Origin of the sequence: Niallia endozanthoxylica, assembly GCF_008710145.1 — a bacterium.
GTDB classification, from domain to species: Bacteria; Bacillota; Bacilli; order Bacillales; family Cytobacillaceae; genus Bacillus_BD; species Bacillus_BD endozanthoxylica.
Window position 1 is genome coordinate 24499 of sequence record NZ_VYKL01000007.1, and the last position, 18969, is coordinate 43467.

General features: G+C 38.4%; 15 protein-coding genes. 12 read left to right on the forward strand and 3 right to left on the reverse strand.

Annotated features, from left to right (window positions below; all coding sequences use genetic code 11):
- Nucleotides 1-671 precede the first annotated feature (671 nt).
- The 9 genes from F4V44_RS02660 (at nt 672) to F4V44_RS02700 (ending at nt 9551) form a co-directional block, all read left to right on the forward strand.
- On the forward strand, nt 672-1919 hold the full coding sequence (locus F4V44_RS02660) for a dipeptidase (protein WP_150438443.1): 1248 nt from the start codon (nt 672-674) through the stop codon (nt 1917-1919).
- A gap of 139 nt (nt 1920-2058) precedes the next feature.
- Nucleotides 2059-2424 carry a hypothetical protein gene (locus tag F4V44_RS02665; protein WP_150438444.1) on the forward strand — a complete coding sequence of 122 codons (366 nt, stop codon included), beginning with the start codon at nt 2059-2061 and terminating at the stop codon, nt 2422-2424.
- 13 nt (nt 2425-2437) lie between these two features.
- Nucleotides 2438-3478, forward strand: coding sequence for a TRAP transporter substrate-binding protein (locus F4V44_RS02670; protein ID WP_150438445.1), 1041 nt, complete (start codon nt 2438-2440; stop codon nt 3476-3478).
- Nucleotides 3479-3583: 105 nt separating this feature from the next.
- Entirely contained in the window at nt 3584-4153 is a 570-nt protein-coding gene (locus tag F4V44_RS02675) for a TRAP transporter small permease (protein WP_150438446.1), read from the forward strand.
- Nucleotides 4140-5429 carry a TRAP transporter large permease gene (locus F4V44_RS02680; protein ID WP_150438447.1) on the forward strand — a complete coding sequence of 430 codons (1290 nt, stop codon included), beginning with the start codon at nt 4140-4142 and terminating at the stop codon, nt 5427-5429. Before F4V44_RS02675 ends, F4V44_RS02680 begins: the two co-directional genes overlap by 14 nt.
- A gap of 570 nt (nt 5430-5999) precedes the next feature.
- A complete protein-coding gene (locus tag F4V44_RS02685; protein ID WP_223881767.1) occupies nt 6000-6749 on the forward strand; it encodes an SDR family NAD(P)-dependent oxidoreductase in 750 nt (249 codons plus the stop codon).
- Nucleotides 6750-6793: 44 nt separating this feature from the next.
- Nucleotides 6794-7930 (forward strand): acyl-CoA dehydrogenase family protein, encoded by a 1137-nt coding sequence (locus tag F4V44_RS02690; protein ID WP_150438449.1) that lies wholly within the window; start codon nt 6794-6796, stop codon nt 7928-7930.
- A gap of 283 nt (nt 7931-8213) precedes the next feature.
- A complete protein-coding gene (locus F4V44_RS02695) occupies nt 8214-9308 on the forward strand; it encodes an LLM class flavin-dependent oxidoreductase (protein ID WP_150438450.1) in 1095 nt (364 codons plus the stop codon).
- A 60-nt stretch (nt 9309-9368) separates the two neighbouring features.
- Nucleotides 9369-9551, forward strand: a complete 183-nt coding sequence (locus F4V44_RS02700; protein WP_150438451.1) for a hypothetical protein — start codon at nt 9369-9371, stop codon at nt 9549-9551.
- Between the two features lie 205 nt (nt 9552-9756).
- Here F4V44_RS02700 and F4V44_RS02705 read toward each other — a convergent pair whose 3' ends face one another.
- From F4V44_RS02705 to F4V44_RS02715, 3 genes are all read right to left on the reverse strand, one after another.
- Entirely contained in the window at nt 9757-11226 is a 1470-nt protein-coding gene (locus tag F4V44_RS02705) for an aldehyde dehydrogenase family protein (RefSeq protein WP_150438452.1), read from the reverse strand.
- A gap of 96 nt (nt 11227-11322) precedes the next feature.
- Nucleotides 11323-13674, reverse strand: a complete 2352-nt coding sequence (locus F4V44_RS02710; protein ID WP_223881768.1) for a copper amine oxidase — start codon at nt 13672-13674, stop codon at nt 11323-11325.
- A 165-nt stretch (nt 13675-13839) separates the two neighbouring features.
- Nucleotides 13840-14634, reverse strand: coding sequence for a helix-turn-helix domain-containing protein (locus F4V44_RS02715; protein WP_150438453.1), 795 nt, complete (start codon nt 14632-14634; stop codon nt 13840-13842).
- A 1222-nt stretch (nt 14635-15856) separates the two neighbouring features.
- Between F4V44_RS02715 and F4V44_RS02720 the strand changes: the two genes are divergently transcribed.
- From F4V44_RS02720 to F4V44_RS02730, 3 genes are all read left to right on the forward strand, one after another.
- Complete coding sequence (locus F4V44_RS02720) at nt 15857-16156, forward strand: hypothetical protein (RefSeq protein WP_150438454.1); 300 nt, start codon at nt 15857-15859, stop codon at nt 16154-16156.
- Nucleotides 16157-16251: 95 nt separating this feature from the next.
- Nucleotides 16252-18177, forward strand: coding sequence for a XylR N-terminal domain-containing protein (locus tag F4V44_RS02725; protein WP_150438455.1), 1926 nt, complete (start codon nt 16252-16254; stop codon nt 18175-18177).
- 106 nt (nt 18178-18283) lie between these two features.
- Entirely contained in the window at nt 18284-18940 is a 657-nt protein-coding gene (locus F4V44_RS02730; RefSeq protein WP_150438456.1) for a YczE/YyaS/YitT family protein, read from the forward strand.
- Nucleotides 18941-18969: the final 29 nt, after the last annotated feature.

Sequence of the window (18969 nt, forward strand, 5' to 3'; positions counted from 1 at the left end):
AGGAGAAAACGAGTTTTCTCCTCCCGTTTCATGACCATATCGCAACCTTTCAGCGGAGCTGAAAGGCGTGTGAAAAGTCCTTTTCACACGGATGAGTCAAATATCTAGCGGAAGAACCATGTTTACCACCCATACATGATAGAAAAAGAATGTCTATGTCGATTTAATAAGTTGGATAGATATATGTGCAAAAATATATGTACTTTACACTGTACTAATAGTGTTAAATCATTTAATAAAATTAGACTGGTTGTGTTGTGGTTTGAATGTTCAGAATATTCTACTATAAATATTATCAACAATATAAAAAAAGAAGTTCCTAATCCGGATAAACGATTTTCATTATTATTGTCACCGGTTAGTGAAGGAGGTCGCAGGAAACGGGTCAAAAAAATCTTGCTGATTAACATTGTTCGTTAATATACCGTTTCAATGAAGGAGGAATTTGCAGTATCTCTGCTATAGTCACTGCATAAAAATAACCTTAATAGTTTCTTAGAATAGAAAATAGTCTTGTTATCAATAAAGAAAATTTAACTTATAGATTTGTATAAAAAAAATTTAGTATATTAAAAGTTCTTTATTGTTATCTAAAAATAAAAATGATAAGATACAATTGTTATCTGACAATTTTAAAAATTGGGTAAAAACCTTAAAGCGAGGTGAACATAATGACTGTAAAACAGTTAATAAGGCAGCCTGTAGAGCAGCCTATAAAAACTATTGTAAAAAAATATAATGGTTATCAATCATTTCAATATCTAACACCAGGCAAGCACTACAAGCGTTATCAGCTCCCAGAAACCGAAAGATACCAGAATACTTATGACCTGAAGCTGTCTGAATCGGAGGAACGTATTTTTGACACATTGCAGAAATATTATCCGATTGTGTCGCTAAGGGATCACGGATTTATCGTTCCGAAAAATCCGGAAGATATTATTCCTTATTGCCGTCAGCTTCATACCATGTTTGATTATGAGGGCTTAGCCCGTTCGGGTATTGATGTGATATTCGAGAACTTTATGGATGGAATTTCTATCGTTACATCACAAAACGGTCTAAAGTGGAATGATGTAATCTTCACTTTAGGGATACGCTACTGTGATATTGCTAAGCAGGATACCGTTTATATTGCAAATACCTATCAAGATTTATTGAAAGCGAAACAATCGAAACAAATTGCGATTTTACCATCATTAGAAGCAGCGAGTATTTTAGAAAATGAAGTCGATCGCGTGGATGTTCTCTATGGATTGGGCATTCGCTGTATGGGGATTACCTATAATGATGCGAATACGCTAGGCTCCGGTTTAACGGAACCGTACGACGGCGGATTAACGAAGTTTGGCAGAAAGGTAGTTGAGAGAATGAATCAGCTTGGAATGGTGATTGATATCTCTCATTGCGGTGACCGGACAAGCCTAGATGTGATTGAAGCAAGCGAAGCACCGGTTATGATTACACATGCCGGAGCAAGGCAGATTTGGGATTCGCCTCGAATGAAACCGGATGAAGTACTGCTTGCATGTGCTGAAAAAGGCGGTGTCATTGGTGTGTGTGCTGCACCAAATACCACATTGTCTGCTAGAAATCCAAATGAACATACTCTTGAATCGGTTATGGAACATTTGGAGTATCTTATCGATTTAGTCGGAATAGACCATGTCGGATTAGGGCCTGATACGTTCTTTGGTGATCATGTAGCCTTGCAGAATGCTTTTGACGATATGTTGTCACTTCATGACTCACATGGAAATCAGGAGTATGAATCCTTTCCTTTTGTAAAAGGGTTGGAAAATCCAACAGAAGCCATGAGTAATATGATCAAGTGGCTGATTAAAAAGAATTATAAGGTTCAACAAATCGAGAAAATTATTGGCGGTAATGCTTTGCGGGTCCTAGAAAGCATCTTATAGGATTATCTGGCAGGGGAGGAGTAATCGTTAGAAAATCTTGTTTTCTATTGTTCCTCTAAAGACAGATGGTTAGATGACAGGACCAACAATTAATAGGAATAAAAGATTATTTAAGGTGATAAAGGGAGGAAATTTTATTATGGCTGGAATTAAACACGGAGCACCACAAGTACCAACACCACTACGAGTAATGATTTATTTTGAATCTACAAGCGGTTGGTTCAACACAACTGGTGATGAAAAAACAAATGAAGTATTACCTGCATTAAATGAGGTCATCGCAACATGGAAAGAAAATGGTTCAGAATTACTAGGGACATTTGATAGAGATATTTTAACCGCAGGTGCAGCTGGAAGTGCGGGCTATCATGCTTGTTTACTTTATAATATCCCTGATTTACAAACAGTTGCTGATATGACTCATTCATTCCGTGCAACAGGCTTGGACAAGTATTTCCGTTTAGAAGCTGTTATTGGAAGACCGTTTTTCCTACTTGAAAACTAAAGGAGAATAGACTATGAGAAAAAGAATATTATTCAGCTTAGTAGCTTTAATGATGCTAGTTATGACAGCCTGTAGCAGCGCTTCATCCGGAAACAAAGAAAGTGGCGGAAAATCAGGAGATGTAATCGAGTTGAATTATGCCTTCTTTGCTCCTGCAGGTACATTCCCTGCTGTTCAAATGGAAAAGTGGGCTGAAGAATTAGAAAAACGTACAGATGGAAAAGTTAAAGTGAACACATTCCCAGGTGGGTCCCTTTTAACAGCTGAAAATATGTATGACGGTGTAGCTAATGGACTTGCTGATATCGGATTATCATCAACAACATATGAGCCTGGAAGATTTCCATTATTAGCAATTTCTGATATGCCGTCAGGCTATCCAAATGCAACGGTAGCTAGTAAAGTAATCGCTGATCTAATCAATGAATATCCACAAGATGCCTTTAAAGATTTCAAAATTATCACGACATTCGCGTCAGAGCCAGCTTATATTCAATCACAACAACCAATTGAAAGCTTAGCAGATTTAAAAGGAAAGCAATTACGTATCTCAGGTGCGACAACGGATTTATTTAAAGAACTAGGAGCAGCGCCAGTAGGAATGTCTCAAGGTGAAGTGGCTGAAGCCCTTCAGACAGGTATTGTAAATGGTTATGTTTCTTCTCGTGAAGTACTAAAAGATATGAAATATGCTGAAATGGTGAAATCTATCACAGATTATCCTTTAACAGTTAATACTTTCGTAGCGGTCATGAATAAAAGTAAATATGATTCACTTCCAGATGATGTGAAGAAGGTCATTGATGAGTTAAATACAGAAATGACAGAGTTTACTGGTGACTATTTAGATAACTATGTAGGCGAAGTATTAAAATGGAGTGAAGACGAGCATGGCATCAAACACGTTTCACTAAAAGATGAAGCGAAGTGGGATGAAATCAGCAAAAAGTTACAATCAGATGCAGTTAAAAAAGCTGAAGAAGCAGGTTTACCTGGACAAGAGTACCATGAACGCTTAAATGAACTAATTGAAAAATACAGTCAAGAACAATAAATAGAAACTTAATAAAATGATTACTCTCTATTATGCATTCCTAAGGGGGTAATCATTTTATACGCTAGAAGCAGCATTTGAAATGGGTCTTTCGAGGAGGGATATATGATGAGTGAAGTGACAGAGATTACATCAAGTAAAGAGTCAATGGGCTTGAATGTAGAAAATAATGCAGTAAAGATGGGGATGTTTGAAAAGATTACCCTTAAGATTAGTCAGTTATTCGCTTGGATTTCTGGAAGCGCTGTTATTGTGATGATGCTGCTTATCGTAGCTAATGGGATTAAACGGGTCTTCTCCACTCCAATATTAGGTACAACAGAAATTGTCGGTTGGCTGGCAGCCATTTCAGTATCGTTTGGACTTGGTTATACGCAAATCCATCGCGGACATGTGGATATTGATTTATTAGTCGTAAAGTTCCCTAAGGTAGTACAAAAGGTGTTAAGAATACTTGTTGCATTTCTTTCACTTGCTTTCTTTAGTATCGTTGGCTGGCAGCTATTTCAATATGCCATTTCACTATCTGCCAATAATAACGTTTCACAAACCCTAGGCATTATCTATTACCCATTCGTTTTTCTTTCTTCGCTTGGATTTCTCGTATTCGTGTTAGTACTTCTTAAAGACCTTATTTTTGAATTCAAAGGAGGGGAAACTAATGGATCCAACTAGTATCGGATTAATCGGTATCATCGCTTTATTAGTTGCCATTTTCCTGCGTATGCCTGTCAGCTTCACGATGTTTATTGTCGGGTTTGTCGGACTATTTCTATTTATGGGTAAGGAAGCGGCTTTTAATATTCTTAGCGCTGACATTTGGGGCCAATTTTCCAGTTATACATTAGCCATTATTCCTTTGTATGTATTTATGGGAGAAATTATTTTCCGCTCTGGAATTACGCAAAATTTATTTGATGCGGCTTATAAATGGCTTGGACAGTATAAAGGCGGCATGGCAAGCACGACTATTCTAGCTAGTGCCGGTTTCTCTTCTATCTGTGGTTCTAACACGGCCACTGCAGCAACGATGGGAACCATCGCTCTGCCAGAATTAAAGAAATATAAATACGATCAGGCAATTAGTGCCGGCAGTGTTGCCACAGGCGGTACACTAGGAATCTTAATCCCTCCAAGTACTGTATTAATTGTTATTGCCATTCAAACACAGCAATCGGTTCAAGATTTGTTTGCTGCCGTTCTTCTTCCGGGAATCTTGCTTACAACATTAATGATCTTAACCGTCATTTTCCTTTGTCAAAGAAACCCAGAATTAGGACCAGCGGGACCGAAATTCCCAATGAGTGAAAAGTTAAAATCCTTAAAAGGCGTTATTCCTGTTTTTGTGTTATTTGCCTTTGTTATCGGCGGTTTATTCTATGGCTTATTTACACCAACTGAATCAGGAGCATTTGGCGCGTTTGGTGCACTTTTAATCACTATTGCTATGAAAAAGTTCACATGGAAGCGATTAGTGGAAGCGTTAGATAGTACGATTCGCTCTACGGCAATGGTGTTATTCTTAGTAGTAGGTGCCGTTGTGTTTGGCCGTTTCATCACTGCAACAAGACTTCCGTTTGCTGTTGCAGAGTTTGTCAGCAATTTAGCTGTACCATCCGTCATTATTCTTATTGCCATCTTACTTATTTATGTTATTGGCGGTGCGATTATGGATGCATTAGGATTCTTAATCCTATCCATTCCAATCTTCTTCCCTGCCATTATTATGCTTGGCTATGATCCAGTTTGGTTTTCAATTCTTCTATGTATCGTGACAAGCCTAGGCGGTATTACACCACCGGTTGGAGTAAATGCCTTTATTGTCCAAGGAATATCAAAAGAAATCCCTATTACAACGGTGTTTAAAGGGACTGGGTATTTTATTGTTACGTATACAATTCTTGTTGCTATTCTTATTCTTTTCCCGCAGCTTGTTACATTTGCTGTATAAGTCCATACTCGAATAGGGGGTCATTCTATAAAGTGTCTGGAACCCGCCAAAAAACTAGAGGTTTTTGGCGGAGCCAGGCACTTTTGTGTTTGACTGTTTTTTAAAAGGTTTTGTTAGTGATACATCTTGAAAATGGCCTATACGGCATGCGGTCAAGCCTTTATTCAGTATGAATAACTTGCGAATAATATACCTCATAGGCATTCGAAGCATCAATATTCGTGTTTAATAGAGCTTAAAACAGTATCGTATGAACCATGCTGAATTTTCTAACATATTCAGACCTAATGTGTTGTAGTTGGAATTTTCTAAATATTTTACTATGAATATAGAAAAAATAATTTGGAGGCGATTCAAAATCGCATTGTAAGTCATTCTCCTATCATAAATAAAATGACTTATGAAACCGTTTTAGCAGCCATGTTGAAATCGGGTTTAAATTAACATTCTGACACATGAAGGGATTGCAACATTAGACATTACCCAATCGTGTTTATGATTACTATGAACAATAGGATTATTACAAACTATAAAATTTTCAATTTTCCGAAAGAGGGGATTTTCGTGCAAATGAATGAACAAAGAGTTGCCATCGTAACTGGAGCAAATAAAGGTCTAGGGTTAGCTGTCGCTGAAAATTTTGTGAATGAAGGAAAAAAAGTTGTTTTCGTAATTAGAAACAAGGCGAACCTTGAAGAAACAAAGCAAAGGTTCCAGAAGGAAGTAAATGAGAACAGAGTCATGTTCATCCAATTGGATGTGTCTGATACAAAAGGGATTAAACATGCGGTCGACCAAGTGTTAACCGAGTGGGGCAGAATCGATATTCTAGTAAATAATGCAGGAATTCGTTATGAAACTCCAATAGAAGAAATTAATGAGGAAGAATGGGATCAAGTGATTGATGTGAATTTAAAAAGCACCTTCTTCTTTTCACAGGCAGTCGTTCCTGCAATGAAAGAGAGAGGCTGGGGACGAATCATCAATATGTCCTCATTTGGAGGGCAGGCAGGTCCATTAACGTCAGGTGCGCATTATTCTGCTTCAAAGGCAGGACAAATTGCGTTAAGTAAAACCTTTGCCAGATCGTTGGCGCAGTATGGAATAACAGTTAACGCTGTCACTCCAGCTTCTGTTCGTACACCAGAGATGGATAAAATGGATCCGGCTAAAATAGCTCAAATGGTAGAGAGTATTCCACTTAAACGTGTGGGAGAACCGAAAGAGGTTGCAGACTTAGTTTCCTATTTAGCGTCTGATTCTGGCGGGTTCACGACTGGAGCAACATTCGATATTAACGGCGGAAGGCTTATGAGATAAAGGACGAATACGTTTAACTTAAAAACACTAAGGGGGAAAGAATAATGACTGTTGAAATGAAAAATCAGAATCTAAATAAGACCTTGCTAAATCGTGTGCTGGATGAAGTCCGAGCTCGACGGGACGAATTTGAAACGAAGAGACATGTGCCAAAGGACATGATAGCGCAATTAAAAGAATTGGGCATCTATCGTGCTCATGTGCCGAAATGCTTTGGCGGTGATGGTCTTTCGCCTTCAGAATTTCTTAAGATGATTGAGGCCATTTCTGAGGCTGACGGTTCTGCTGGATGGGTAGCAAGCTTCGGCTCTGCGCAAGTCTACTTAGCAGCCCTGCCTAAGGAAACGCTCGCACAAGTGTATGCAAATGGACCGGACGTCGCCTTTGCTGGCGGATTGTTTCCAGTTCAGCCTGCTAAGAAGGTTGAGGGAGGCTATATTGTTAACGGTGTTTGGAAGTTTGCGAGCGGCTGTAAGGGCGCTGACCTTCTTGGTGTCGGTATTGGTACAGGGCAAGGCGGCAAGCCGCTTACTGCAGTATTGAAGCCTGAGGATGTGGAAATTGTTGAGAACTGGGAAGTGCTTGGAATGCGTGGAACAGGCAGCCATGATTTGAAGGTAAAAGATGTATTTGTTCCTGATGATTGGACCTTTGTCCGCGGCGGAGCGCCTTCCATCGAAGAACCAATCTGTCAATATCCATCCATCGCTTATGCCGCGCAAGTACTTGCGGTAGTTAATCTTGGTGTAGCCCGCGCGGCTCTTAATGAAGTTTCTCAGACGGCAGGCCGTGCCAGCATCACTGGTGCACCGAAGATGGCTGATCGCGCTTATGTAAGAATCTCCATAGCAAAGGCAGAAGCTACGCTAAGATCGGCGCGTGCCTTCTTCTACGAAGCGACAGATGCCGCTTGGGAATCAATTATGAAGGGTGACGGTGTTTCTGCTGATCAAACAAGCATGCTTCGTTTGGCAGCTGTGCAGGCTACACGCGCAGGTGCGGAAGCGGTTCAGGCGGCTTACATGCTTGCTGGAACTTCGGCGATATATGATGGACACCCGCTTCAGCGTCATTTGCGCGATGCGATGGTTGTGACTCAGCACGCGTTCCTTAACGAAAGCATGTACGACGGTGCAGGTTCAGTTATGCTGGGTGTACCGCCAATGCCGGGCTTCATTTAATTCTGTTAGTCACTACGAATCTCAAAACCTGTAAACCTTATAAAGGCTTGCAGGTTTTTTACTTTGTCGTAAAGGACTTTTGATTATCTTGATTCTGATGCTAATAGAAAAAGGCCTGAATAAAGACAAATCTAAGCGATGGAATCGCATGAAACAATAGCATAGGTTAACACTACACTAATAGTGCTAAACTTCTTGGAACAATTAGACCTAATATGGTATGGTTGTAATTTTCGGAATATTCTACAATTGATTTAGAAGAAAGATTCGGAGGCGAACTTAAATGAAATTTGGAATTTACGTTGAAATGCAAAATCCGAAGGTGAACCATAAACCACATGCACAGGTCTATAAAGAAGTATTAGAACAAATCGAACATGCTGATAAAGTTGGGTTCTCAACATTTAATACATTAGAGCACCACTGGTTTGAAGAATTCTCTATCTCAACCAATCCAATGGCCCTCTATGCTGCTGCAGCTCAGAGAACAAAAGATATTCGTTTTAGAACATGTTCTCATATATTACCGCTTCATAACCCAATGGTATTTGCAGGGCAAGTGGCTGCAACGGATATTTTAACAAATGGCCGGTTTGAATTAGCTGTAGGACGCGGACACGCATGGGTATTCCCGAAAGCATCCATTCCGCTTGAAGAATCCCGGGGCCGTTTTAAAGAAAGCCTGGAGATCCTTGAATTAGCCTTAACAGAGGATACATTCTCCTATCATGGAAAGTATTATGATGTGGACAATGTCAGCGTGGTTCCAAGACCGATTCAAATGCCGCACCCTAAGATTTATACAGGCGGTGCTAGCAATTATAACTATGAAGTAGCAGGCAAGAAGGGCTATGGTGTATTAATTACTCCTATGCTGCCTCTTGAAAAAGTGGTTCACCAATTAGAAGTATACAAAGAATCCTGTGTAAAGCATGGTCATAAGCCGGAAATTATCTTTGTTCAGGCTCTCTATTTAGATGATGACGGCGATCGTGCGCGTGCTGAAGCAAAGGATTATATTTTACAATTCATGAAGGGAAATGTAGCTCCAACTGTTGGACTTCCTTCTAAAGAGGAAATGATTGCGAAAGACTATGGCTTCTACGCTGCTGGTACTCTTGAAGCTCTCGCGACGATTCCATATCAGCAATTACTTGATGAAGAATATGTTTGGGTTGGTTCACCTGAAGAAATTAGAGAAAAAATACAAAAAGTAGTGGATGCAGTTCCTGAACTGACTGAGATTTCCGTTATCTGTTCGTATGCAGGAATGGAACATTGGAAAACCATCCGTACGCAGCAATTATTCAGTGAAAAAATTATGCCGTTTATTAAAAAAGGTGACCCGTTTCTGTTACGAAATAATAGAGTGGGTTAAATGCTTAAAAGTATAAGGGGAGCAAGCTTGCTCTCCTTATCTAGAAAGGGAGGGATAGGGATGACTATCATCATAGGATATATTGTTGTTTTATGTATGGTGGCATTAGACTTTTATTATAATGTTTATGTTAATAAGGATAGGAAAACATATATCTATACTCCTTTTGACGCAGCATCAGGGCACTACGGCTTTTTTTACGAAGAACAACAAATACAAGAAAAACCAGTACAAAGGTGTTAGGCACCATAGCTATCAAGTTAACGGAGAAATGACCCATGGGATGTTTGCCCTTTAGTTATTTCTCCGTTAACCTCAAAGAAAATTGAAAAAATATATACTAAAAAAGCCTAGGGTTATAGGCTTTTTTTAGTATATATTTAAGTAATTTAAGTAATTTAAGTCGTCATTTCAAACATATAGTCATACTTATTTTTCAGATTTGATATTAGAAACCATACCAATTTAAACCTTCGTCATCTAAATCAATCCAGACATTTTTTGTTTCGGTATACATATCCATTGCTTGGACACCAAGCTCTCTGCCAAATCCGCTTTGCTTTCTACCGCCAAACGGAGCTGCACTGTCAAGCTTACTAAATGTATTGACGTAAACAGTGCCGGCTTTTAACCCTCGAGCCATTCGATGTGCGCGTTTTAAATCATTCGTCCAAATACCTGAAGCCAGTCCATACACCGTGTCGTTTGCTAATCTTAAAGCATCCTCTTCATCTTTAAAACGGATAATGGATAGGACAGGGCCAAAGATTTCTTCCCTGGCAATAGTCATTTCATTTGTTACATTTTCAAAAATAGTAGGGGTGAAGAAATAGCCATTCCCTGCTTCGTTGTTTCTTTGGCCGCCTAACACAAGATTTGCTCCTTCCTCAAGGCCAGCTGCCACATAATGCTGGATTCTTTCCAATTGCTGCAATGACACTTGCGGTCCCATTTGAGTGGATGGATTTAAAGGGTTACCCACACGGATTGATTGCGCTTTATTAATGAGGGAATCGATGAATTTGTCGTAAATGCCTTCTTGGACAAAAAGTCTTGTACCTGATGCACAAACTTGTCCTTGGCCAAAGAAGATACCAAACATAGATCCGTTTACAGCATTTTCAATGTGGGCATCATCAAAGACGATATTCGGTGATTTACCGCCTAATTCAAGACTAATAGGTTTTAAGTTTTTGCTTGCAGCCTGCATGATTAACCGGCCAGTTGTAGTCGAACCTGTAAATGCAATTTTATCAACATCAGGATGTGAGGCAAGAGCATCACCAGCCGTTTTACCAAATCCAGGCACGACATTGATGACCCCATCTGGAATGCCGACTTCTTGAAAAATTTTCACCATCTCAAGAATACTAACAGGTGTTTGTTCAGCTGGCTTGATGACAATGGTATTTCCTGCCGCTAGAGCTGGGGCAAGTTTCCACATCGTAAGCATCAAAGGGAAATTCCAAGGTACAATGGCTCCAACAACGCCAACAGGTTCTTTTAATGTATAGTTAAATCGGTTGTGCGGTGAGGCAAGAGTGCTTCCTTGAACCTTATTGGCAAGCCCAGCGTAAAATTCCAAAACATCAATCATAGCAGGTATCGCGATATACTTCGTTTCGTTTATTGGCAACCCGTTATCTCTTGATTCCGTTTCAGCCAGAAAATCTGCTCTTTCCCAAAGCACTTGCGCAGCCTTATACAATAATCTGCCTCGATCACTTGGTGCCATACCTGACCAAGGACCTGATTCGAATGCATGACGGGCAGCCTTCACAGCTAAATCTACATCCTCACAATCGGCCTCAGCTACAATGGCATTGACTTCTTTTGTTGCTGGATTCAATGATTCAAATGTTTTTCCAGAAAGGGCATCAACCCATTTTCCGTTTATAAATAATTGATATTGTTTCATACTAAGTTCCCCCTCGTGATTTTTTATAAAAATGCTAGCACTTTATGTGTAATGGAAGGAAGGGGCTTGTCCTAAAAGAAAGATAGCCCCGTATCCTTACTTTTGTTCTTCGATATTCTTTTTCGGCAAATCAAGCGTTGGTGTCCGGTCAAAGAAATTCCATGGTTTTAACATGGCATGCACCCACTCTGTAGGCATCATCGGCCATTCTTCAGCACGTGCAACATGTGTGGCACCGGTTGTCATCCAGACAACATTATCAGTATTTTCAATAGAACTATTATCAGCTGTAAATTGCTTTAATCCAGTATCTGTTTTGCTTCGATTTGGATATTTTCCTTCTGGATATCGCTCGTTTGGATCATAATTTGTCACCCAGATTTGTTTGTCCATGAAGTTGACACGGTTTAAAAGCCAATCATCTTCACTAAATAGAGCACCTTTGGCAATTGGATGAGTTCCACCGGCAAATGGGATAATTTGATAAGAAACAGGATTACCTACTTTATTTTCTTTATTGTAGTTGCTCAACAGGCGAATCGTAGAAGGATCAAATTTTTGAATCGCTTCCTGCTCGGTTGTTACGGTTTTTTGCTCAGTTACCATGACACTTTTTCTAGGTCCGCCTTCTGTATTTGTCTCTACCTTTGGGTTGATTTCTGTCAACGTATTGTTTTCTCCGTCAACATCTAAATCTAATCGGAAATTATAAATATGTTGGTGGGTTGTCCCAACGATGTTGTTATCAATTAATGTACCGTATTTGGTATCATCTTTCGCTGTTTCATCATGCATTGTTTTCGAATGAACGCCTTTAACCGCTTCAATACCAGATGCGCCAACATCAATTTTGATTGTACCGTTTTGTGATAAAACCCAATCAAAAATATAATCATAGTTTCCGATTGTACTCACCCAGCGTACGACTAATTCTCTGCGCTCGCGGCTTTGGTTTTCCTCGGTAAAAGTAGCAAGATCGGCATGCTTATATTCAGGGCCAGCATATTGTTCAAAGATAGCAATGGCGTTTTTAATGGTATAAGGATTGCCAGAGTTATCCGCAATGGTGGCATCAAGAAGTTTCGCATTTTCCGGTACATCTGTTCCTAATTCAAGCGGTGCGGTTAATTGCCCCATTCCGTAATCCCCGGCATCTAGATAGGATTTGAAGTACCAGCCTACATCTGGATCACCATATGGAACAATCATTCCGCCTAATGATCCTTCATACATAATTTTTCTTGGCTTATCTTTGTCTTTGAAGGTGACCGTTGATAACACTGGTCCAACACGTGTATCAAGGCGTAAATGGAAATCCCAATTGTTCCAGCTGATGTTATTTCCCGTAATTTTATAATTTTTCCCTTCCGGTTCTGTTATGTTCAATGGTTTGACATCGACTTTTTCAGAATAGTCTCTTCCGTCGTAGGCATTCAACTGCATTGGAACCGGGATGACCCCTTCATCCTCGATTTTGATGACTTCCTTCTTTTCGAGATCAACGGTAGCGACTAAATTTTCAATTGGGTGGGCCCAGAAATTTCCGTCACCTGTATTTAAGTAGGAAACCACCTTTAGGAGGCGTTTGTCATGTTCAAGGCCGTCTTCTCCTTCAAAATAGCCAACGGTTAATGGGGTGCTGACGACTTTTTTAGGGTCATTAATATTTCGTTTTTTAAGTGCTTCAGCAAACTCAGCACTTGTTTCAATCGCATTTTGAACCACAGCAAAATCATCAAGGATGACCATACCATGAACATCTTCAATTTCATTCCAGGAATTAAGCTTCTTTGCTGACAAGTCGACTTCACCTTCAATGACTTGCTTCCCGTCTAATGCGATGAATTCTGCTTTTCTTTCGAAGGCGTCATTTTTCTTGCCCTCCATTTTCCAGTCCCATACCTTTTGTTTTTCCGGCAATTTTATTGTAATTTCGGTAAAACGGAGGCTGTCCTTGTATTTCCCGGATTGCTTCAATACATCAATTGTTGTTTCAATTTCCGTTGGTGTTAGAGGATCAAGAGGATGCTTTCCCTTTTTTACTTGAAAAGTTTGCTTCGGTTCCGGGAGTACATCATTGACAAAATCATGTGACACATAGAGTTTGTCCTTTTTCTCAGTCACTGCTGTTTCTAATGTCACTTTTTTTCCATTCACATTTGCGATGTTGGAATCTGGTTTAATTTTGATTACTGTATCGCCTTTTTCAATTGTCACGGTGTTTGTAAAAATACTCCAAAAACTGGATTTGATTTTGGCGTCAGTAGATTCCAGAGCGGTTTTTAACTCCACTAATTCTGGTTCGCCGCCGTGAGCAGATGCCTTATGACCCCCGGTTAACGGAAGGAAATTTAAGGTAAGAATCATAGCAGCCGTAATAATGGAAGACTTTTGAAATCCCTTTTGCATTTGTTTTACACAGCCCCTTATTTGGTTTTGTTTTAACATCGTTCCCGCTGAAAAGTTTTATTTCCCCTTTCTAAATAAGATAATGGGTTTATTATATATATCGAATATTTTGAATTATTGTAAAAATGCGAACATGATTAAATAAAAATAAAAAAAGACCCAAATCCCTCGAAAGGATTTGGGTCTTGTCAAAACAATATATTTTTATCGCTCATTCATTAATTGTTTCGGTGTAATATTTCCAAATTTTTTTAATTCCTTGATAAGATGTGCTTGATCGTAATAACCGTTTTGTTTAATTACATCCCACAAAGAATGATTATTTGTAAGCATATATAAAGAATACTGGTATCTTGTAATTCGGCTGAATAATTTAGGTGAAATTCCAACATGCTGGTCAAACTGTTTTTCTAGATATCTTGTTGAATAGCCAATTTCCTTTGCTAGATTATTAATATTAATACTTCCTTTGGAAGCATAAATTTTATTGATGGCATAACGGACTACTCTCTGAGTAGAGCTATCGGAAACAAACTTACTAGCGATTAATTCTTTATACAAATTAACACGCCATAAAAAGTTCTTTTCATTAATAATTAATTCAATAATATTTGGATCTAAATTTAAAAAATCGATTAGACAAATGTCTTTAGAAGTAATTTCTTTCATGGAAAAATATAAATTCCTTGCATCATGATTAGGAATAAAACGTATTCCAAAATATTCTTGTCCAGTTTGTAAAGGATAAGGCTTTTTTTCAAGAAAGCTTCCATATAAGGTGGCTTGGGGTTTGGTGTCATTGCAGTTGAACAGGATATCGATACAGCCATCTGGTTCAATCAAAATGGGTTTGTTTAAATCCTTCTGTAATTGGAATTGATAATATAACACAACGGTTTGATTCAAAATATCAATCTCTTTTTTCTCAATATAGTAGTCTGCGTATTTTCTTAATCCAGGTTGGATGGGGATGAACTGGTTTTCTAGTGTAATCCTCATTTTGTCTTTTGTGCTCCTTTTGTATTATCTGTTGATATGAGCTATTCTCCCTTTTTAGTTAGTAAGATTTTGAACATAGTTTATATGGATAGTATTTTTTAGTCAACATATTCAGTAAAGTTAAAATATTACAAAAACTAGAAAAACAATCGTTAATGATGATAAAATCACAGGTTTTTTATCAGGAAACAAAATATTTATCTATTTTTCATTTAAGTATAGATAGATTCTAATTTAATCGATAACACTATACGAATAGCGCTAAACTTTTTGAAACATATAGACCTAATGGGTTAGGGTTTCATCTTCTAATTGTTATAAATACATATTCGGAGGCGAAGAACATATGAGATTTCGGTTCTTTGTTTGTATACAGGAGAGGAACATTAGAAAATTACTCGAACTCAGCGGTTGTTCAGTGAAAAGATTATGCCGTTTATGATTAGAAAGGAAGTTATAAAGATGGCAATTATCATAGGGGATATAGTTAGTTGTTTTATGTATTGTAACACTAGATCTTTATTATAATGTGGATGTTAATAAAGATAGGAAAACACATATATCCAACTTATTAAATCAACATAGGAATTCTTTTTCTATCATGTACGGATAGTAAACATGGTTCTTCCGCTAGATATTTGACTCATCCGTGTGAAAAGTCCTTTTCACACGCCTTTCAGCGGAGCTGAAAGGTTGCGATATGGTCATGAGACGGGAGGAGAAAACTCGTTTTCTCCTCCCGTTTCATGACCATATCGCTTAGATGAGTCAAATATCCACTAGTGTATGCCGAAATATTAAAAAGGGCATATATATACACTGTTTGATGCGATATTAGGGTAATGCGAATATTTTAATCAAGAACAATAAAGGTGTCAGGTAACGTAAATGGACAAATCGTTACACATTGTCTTTTTACGGTTCCTGACACCTTTATTGTTAATATTCAAAAAAATGTGGTAATTATTCTAATAGTAGATTAGAATAATAATTAATTCCATACCAAACGAATCGTACTAAGATTTTAGCAATTCTTAGACTGAATGTGCCGTAGTTAGAATTTTCCAAATATTTTAAGATGGTTATAGTGAAAATATTTGGGTACAATCCAGGTTGAAATAGGGCGTTTTGAGTTGAAATCAAAATCCAACCAGTTGCTGTTTCTCAATAATATAAGAGAGACGCTGTTCTTTTCTAACTATAGCGAGGTGGAAGAAATAATATGAGCACAACGATTAGTAGAGTAAAAGAATCCTTAATTTTAAAGCTTCCTGATAAGTCCTTCTATGATCTTTGCAATGAACTTTATGGGATTAATAGAGGCGTATATAATGTCATTGATCATTGGTTCTATCACCATGGGTATCAAGAGATTGAATTAAGAAGGGATACAATCCTCAGCTTTTTAGATTATTTGCAAAAACAAAAGATTACTAAGTTTGGCAAAGGCGGGGTTACACACAGCCTTGAGCTATTTATCTTCATTCAGCAGAAGTCTCCCGCTTCTAAAGTTAAGGGATGAATGCAAAAAGCTCTCCAATTCAGTATGGTAGCTAAATGAAGGTAAGCCTCCGTCGAATTTGATAGTAAGTCGAAAGGAGAAAGAGGTAGGTTAATTTGACTTCTACTGGAAAAAACACACTAACAAACATCTTTTCCTTCTTTAATCATGGAGGAGATCATTATCTTCAAGAAAAGAGAATGATTCTTTCGAGTACTGATGCGTGGGGAGTACTGCGTAAAGACTTAATTGACACTTTAGGTGTACAGCGCGCCAAAAGATTTCTCCTACGCTACGGATGGAACTGCGGGAAAAATGAAGCACGAATGTTAAAGGATATGGTGGAATGGGAAAGCGATTTGGATTGGCTTTTGGCCGGTTCACAAATGCATCAAATCGGCGGACGTGTTTTTTCTTACCCTGAACATCTTCATGTGGAAATGAAAAAAGGGGAATTTGATGTATCTGGATATTGGATTGATTCCTATGAAGCGAAACAGCATCTGCAGCATTATCCGTTGTACCATGAACCTATCTGTTATTTTTTGATAGGATATGGAGGCGGTTACACTAGTGAGTGCCTGGGGAAAAAAGTTATTTTCAAGGAAACACATTGTGTAGGAAAAGGCGATAAACAATGCCGCTATGTCGCGAAAACAGTGGAAGAATGGGGTTCGGAAATTGATGACGAACTCATCAACTACGAAGAGCAAGACATTGCAGATGAACTGGATATTGTCTACCGACGTGTAGAAAAGCAAAGTGAAATCCTGCATGTAGGCACATCTATTTCTAAACATTTAACATTTGCTCTCCTTCAAGGCAAAGGGTTAGATGAGTTTGCCCAAATCTTATCAATGGACTTAAAGCTGCCGGTTATGATTCAAAATCAATATTTTGACTATATGGCTCATTATAATCCTGAAACGGAGCAGCCTGAAGAACAGACCTATGATTTGGAAAAAATAGAAAAATTTATTGAAACACAGTTCTCGAACCGCAAATTAATCGAAACAGAGGCATTTGAAATAGAGGAGAACCAACATCTATTAATTTCTCCTATTATTATACAAAATGACGTTTACGGGTATATATCTATTTATCGAAAAGGTGCAAAATTCGGAGACGCTGAAATAGATTTTTTAGAAAGGGCCGCAGTTATTTGTGCCGTTAAAATGTTAAATGAGCGGACCGCTATTCAAACAGAAGAAAGAATGAAAAGTGACTTGCTGGAAGAGCTCTTCAAAGGTGATACAGACCCGGCAAATATCACGAAACGATTCTCCTATTTTGGCTACAATATCAATCAGCCGCTATATGTATTAATCATTGAGTTTCCTAATAATACTTTTACAGATTCTGAGATTGCCGGAAATAACAAGTATAAAAATAATTCGAAGGCAGTCATGGATTTTTTTAATCGGGAAGAAACCCATTATAATACGTCGTTTGTTAAGCTAGAAAAGCTTAATAAAGCAGCTATCTTAATTCCGACGGAGTACCTTCAGAAGAAAAAGACAACGATTAAGCAATTTGCTCAGCGTTGTTATGAACTGGCCCAAACAAACAATCATGAAAACTCACCCGTTTATATTGGAGTCAGTAAGCTTTGTACGGATGCGGGTCAGTATAGTAAAAGATTTAAAGAGGCGAAAAAAGCAATTGAAGTGGCAAAAGCGAAAAATCGCTTAATGAATGAAAATGCTAACGAGGTTGTCCATGCGGATGAATTAGGGCATATCATGATTTTGTTAGATGCGAGGAAACCAGAAGAATTATTAGAATACGCTCATGAGTTTCTCCATGACTTAAAAGCATACGATGAGAAGAATTCATCAGAACTAGTGAGAACTCTTTATTATTATATTGAAAATGAGTGTAATCTTCATAAAACAGCAAGAGAAATGAATGTTTCTATCAGCGGAATGAGATATCGTATTCAGCGCATCCAAGAATTAATGAATATGGATCTGTCAAAGGCTTCATCAAAGTTTGAAATCCAACTTTCGTTGCAAACCTATATGGTCTTTAACCTTTTATAATAGAATGAGAATCTTATTTGAAAACTTCTATTTTATCTTGAAGTAAAATAGGAGTTTTTATTTTTTTAGACTTTGCTTGAAATGACCTTGTTAGAAGGAGTGGAGATTGACTTTGAACAAAACGATTCGGATTCGATGCTGCTTTTATTTGATTGGCATTCTCTTGCTCTCATTCGGGATTAGCTGCTCTGTTTATTCTCAACTGGGTGCTGCTCCTATGCCTTCCTTGCAAGTTGGCTTACAGCAAACCATTGGTTTGACGGTAGGTACCTGGGAGTTTATTATTGGAGCTATTTTGGTCACGATTATGGCAATCGTTCGACGAAAGAGGCCTGATATCTTTGCTTTTTTCTCGTCCTTTCTTACAGGATTGGGAATTGATATGTGGCTTTATGTCGTGAAGCAAGTCTATGTACCTGACCAATTACTAGGTAAAATCCTCTTCCTTTGTCTAGGATTGACATTCATTGGATTAGGTGTGTCTCTTTATTTACAAGCAAAATTTTCTCCTGCTCCGCCAGACGGTATGATCCTGCTGTTTGAGGAGATATGGAAGATGAAACGTGCCGTATCAAGGACGTTGTTTTCAGCCATTGTTGTCACGCTTGCCTTTTTTTTCAGCGGTCCTATCGGAATTGGAACGCTTATTATGGTCGTTTCACTCGGACCAATTGTCGCACGATTTTATCCAATCATGGAAAGTCTGTTTCAGAAACTTAGTAATCACCATCCAACAATTCATACGATGAATAGGGGAGGCTGAGTCCTCAATATGAAAAAACACAGGAGTGA

Excerpts from the sequence above, each read along its gene's own strand:
- F4V44_RS02700 (WP_150438451.1), top strand. The coding sequence starts at position 9,369 with ATGACTATCATCATAGGATATATTGTTGTTTTATGTATGGTGGCATTA.
- F4V44_RS02685 (WP_223881767.1), top strand. The coding sequence starts at position 6,000 with ATGAATGAACAAAGAGTTGCCATCGTAACTGGAGCAAATAAAGGTCTA.
- F4V44_RS02660 (WP_150438443.1), top strand. The coding sequence starts at position 672 with ATGACTGTAAAACAGTTAATAAGGCAGCCTGTAGAGCAGCCTATAAAA.
- F4V44_RS02690 (WP_150438449.1), top strand. The coding sequence starts at position 6,794 with ATGACTGTTGAAATGAAAAATCAGAATCTAAATAAGACCTTGCTAAAT.
- F4V44_RS02665 (WP_150438444.1), top strand. The coding sequence starts at position 2,059 with ATGGCTGGAATTAAACACGGAGCACCACAAGTACCAACACCACTACGA.
- F4V44_RS02675 (WP_150438446.1), top strand. The coding sequence starts at position 3,584 with ATGATGAGTGAAGTGACAGAGATTACATCAAGTAAAGAGTCAATGGGC.
- F4V44_RS02710 (WP_223881768.1), bottom strand. The coding sequence starts at position 13,674 with ATGTTAAAACAAAACCAAATAAGGGGCTGTGTAAAACAAATGCAAAAG.
- F4V44_RS02680 (WP_150438447.1), top strand. The coding sequence starts at position 4,140 with ATGGATCCAACTAGTATCGGATTAATCGGTATCATCGCTTTATTAGTT.
- F4V44_RS02695 (WP_150438450.1), top strand. The coding sequence starts at position 8,214 with ATGAAATTTGGAATTTACGTTGAAATGCAAAATCCGAAGGTGAACCAT.
- F4V44_RS02670 (WP_150438445.1), top strand. The coding sequence starts at position 2,438 with ATGAGAAAAAGAATATTATTCAGCTTAGTAGCTTTAATGATGCTAGTT.
- F4V44_RS02720 (WP_150438454.1), top strand. The coding sequence starts at position 15,857 with ATGAGCACAACGATTAGTAGAGTAAAAGAATCCTTAATTTTAAAGCTT.
- F4V44_RS02715 (WP_150438453.1), bottom strand. The coding sequence starts at position 14,634 with ATGAGGATTACACTAGAAAACCAGTTCATCCCCATCCAACCTGGATTA.
- F4V44_RS02705 (WP_150438452.1), bottom strand. The coding sequence starts at position 11,226 with ATGAAACAATATCAATTATTTATAAACGGAAAATGGGTTGATGCCCTT.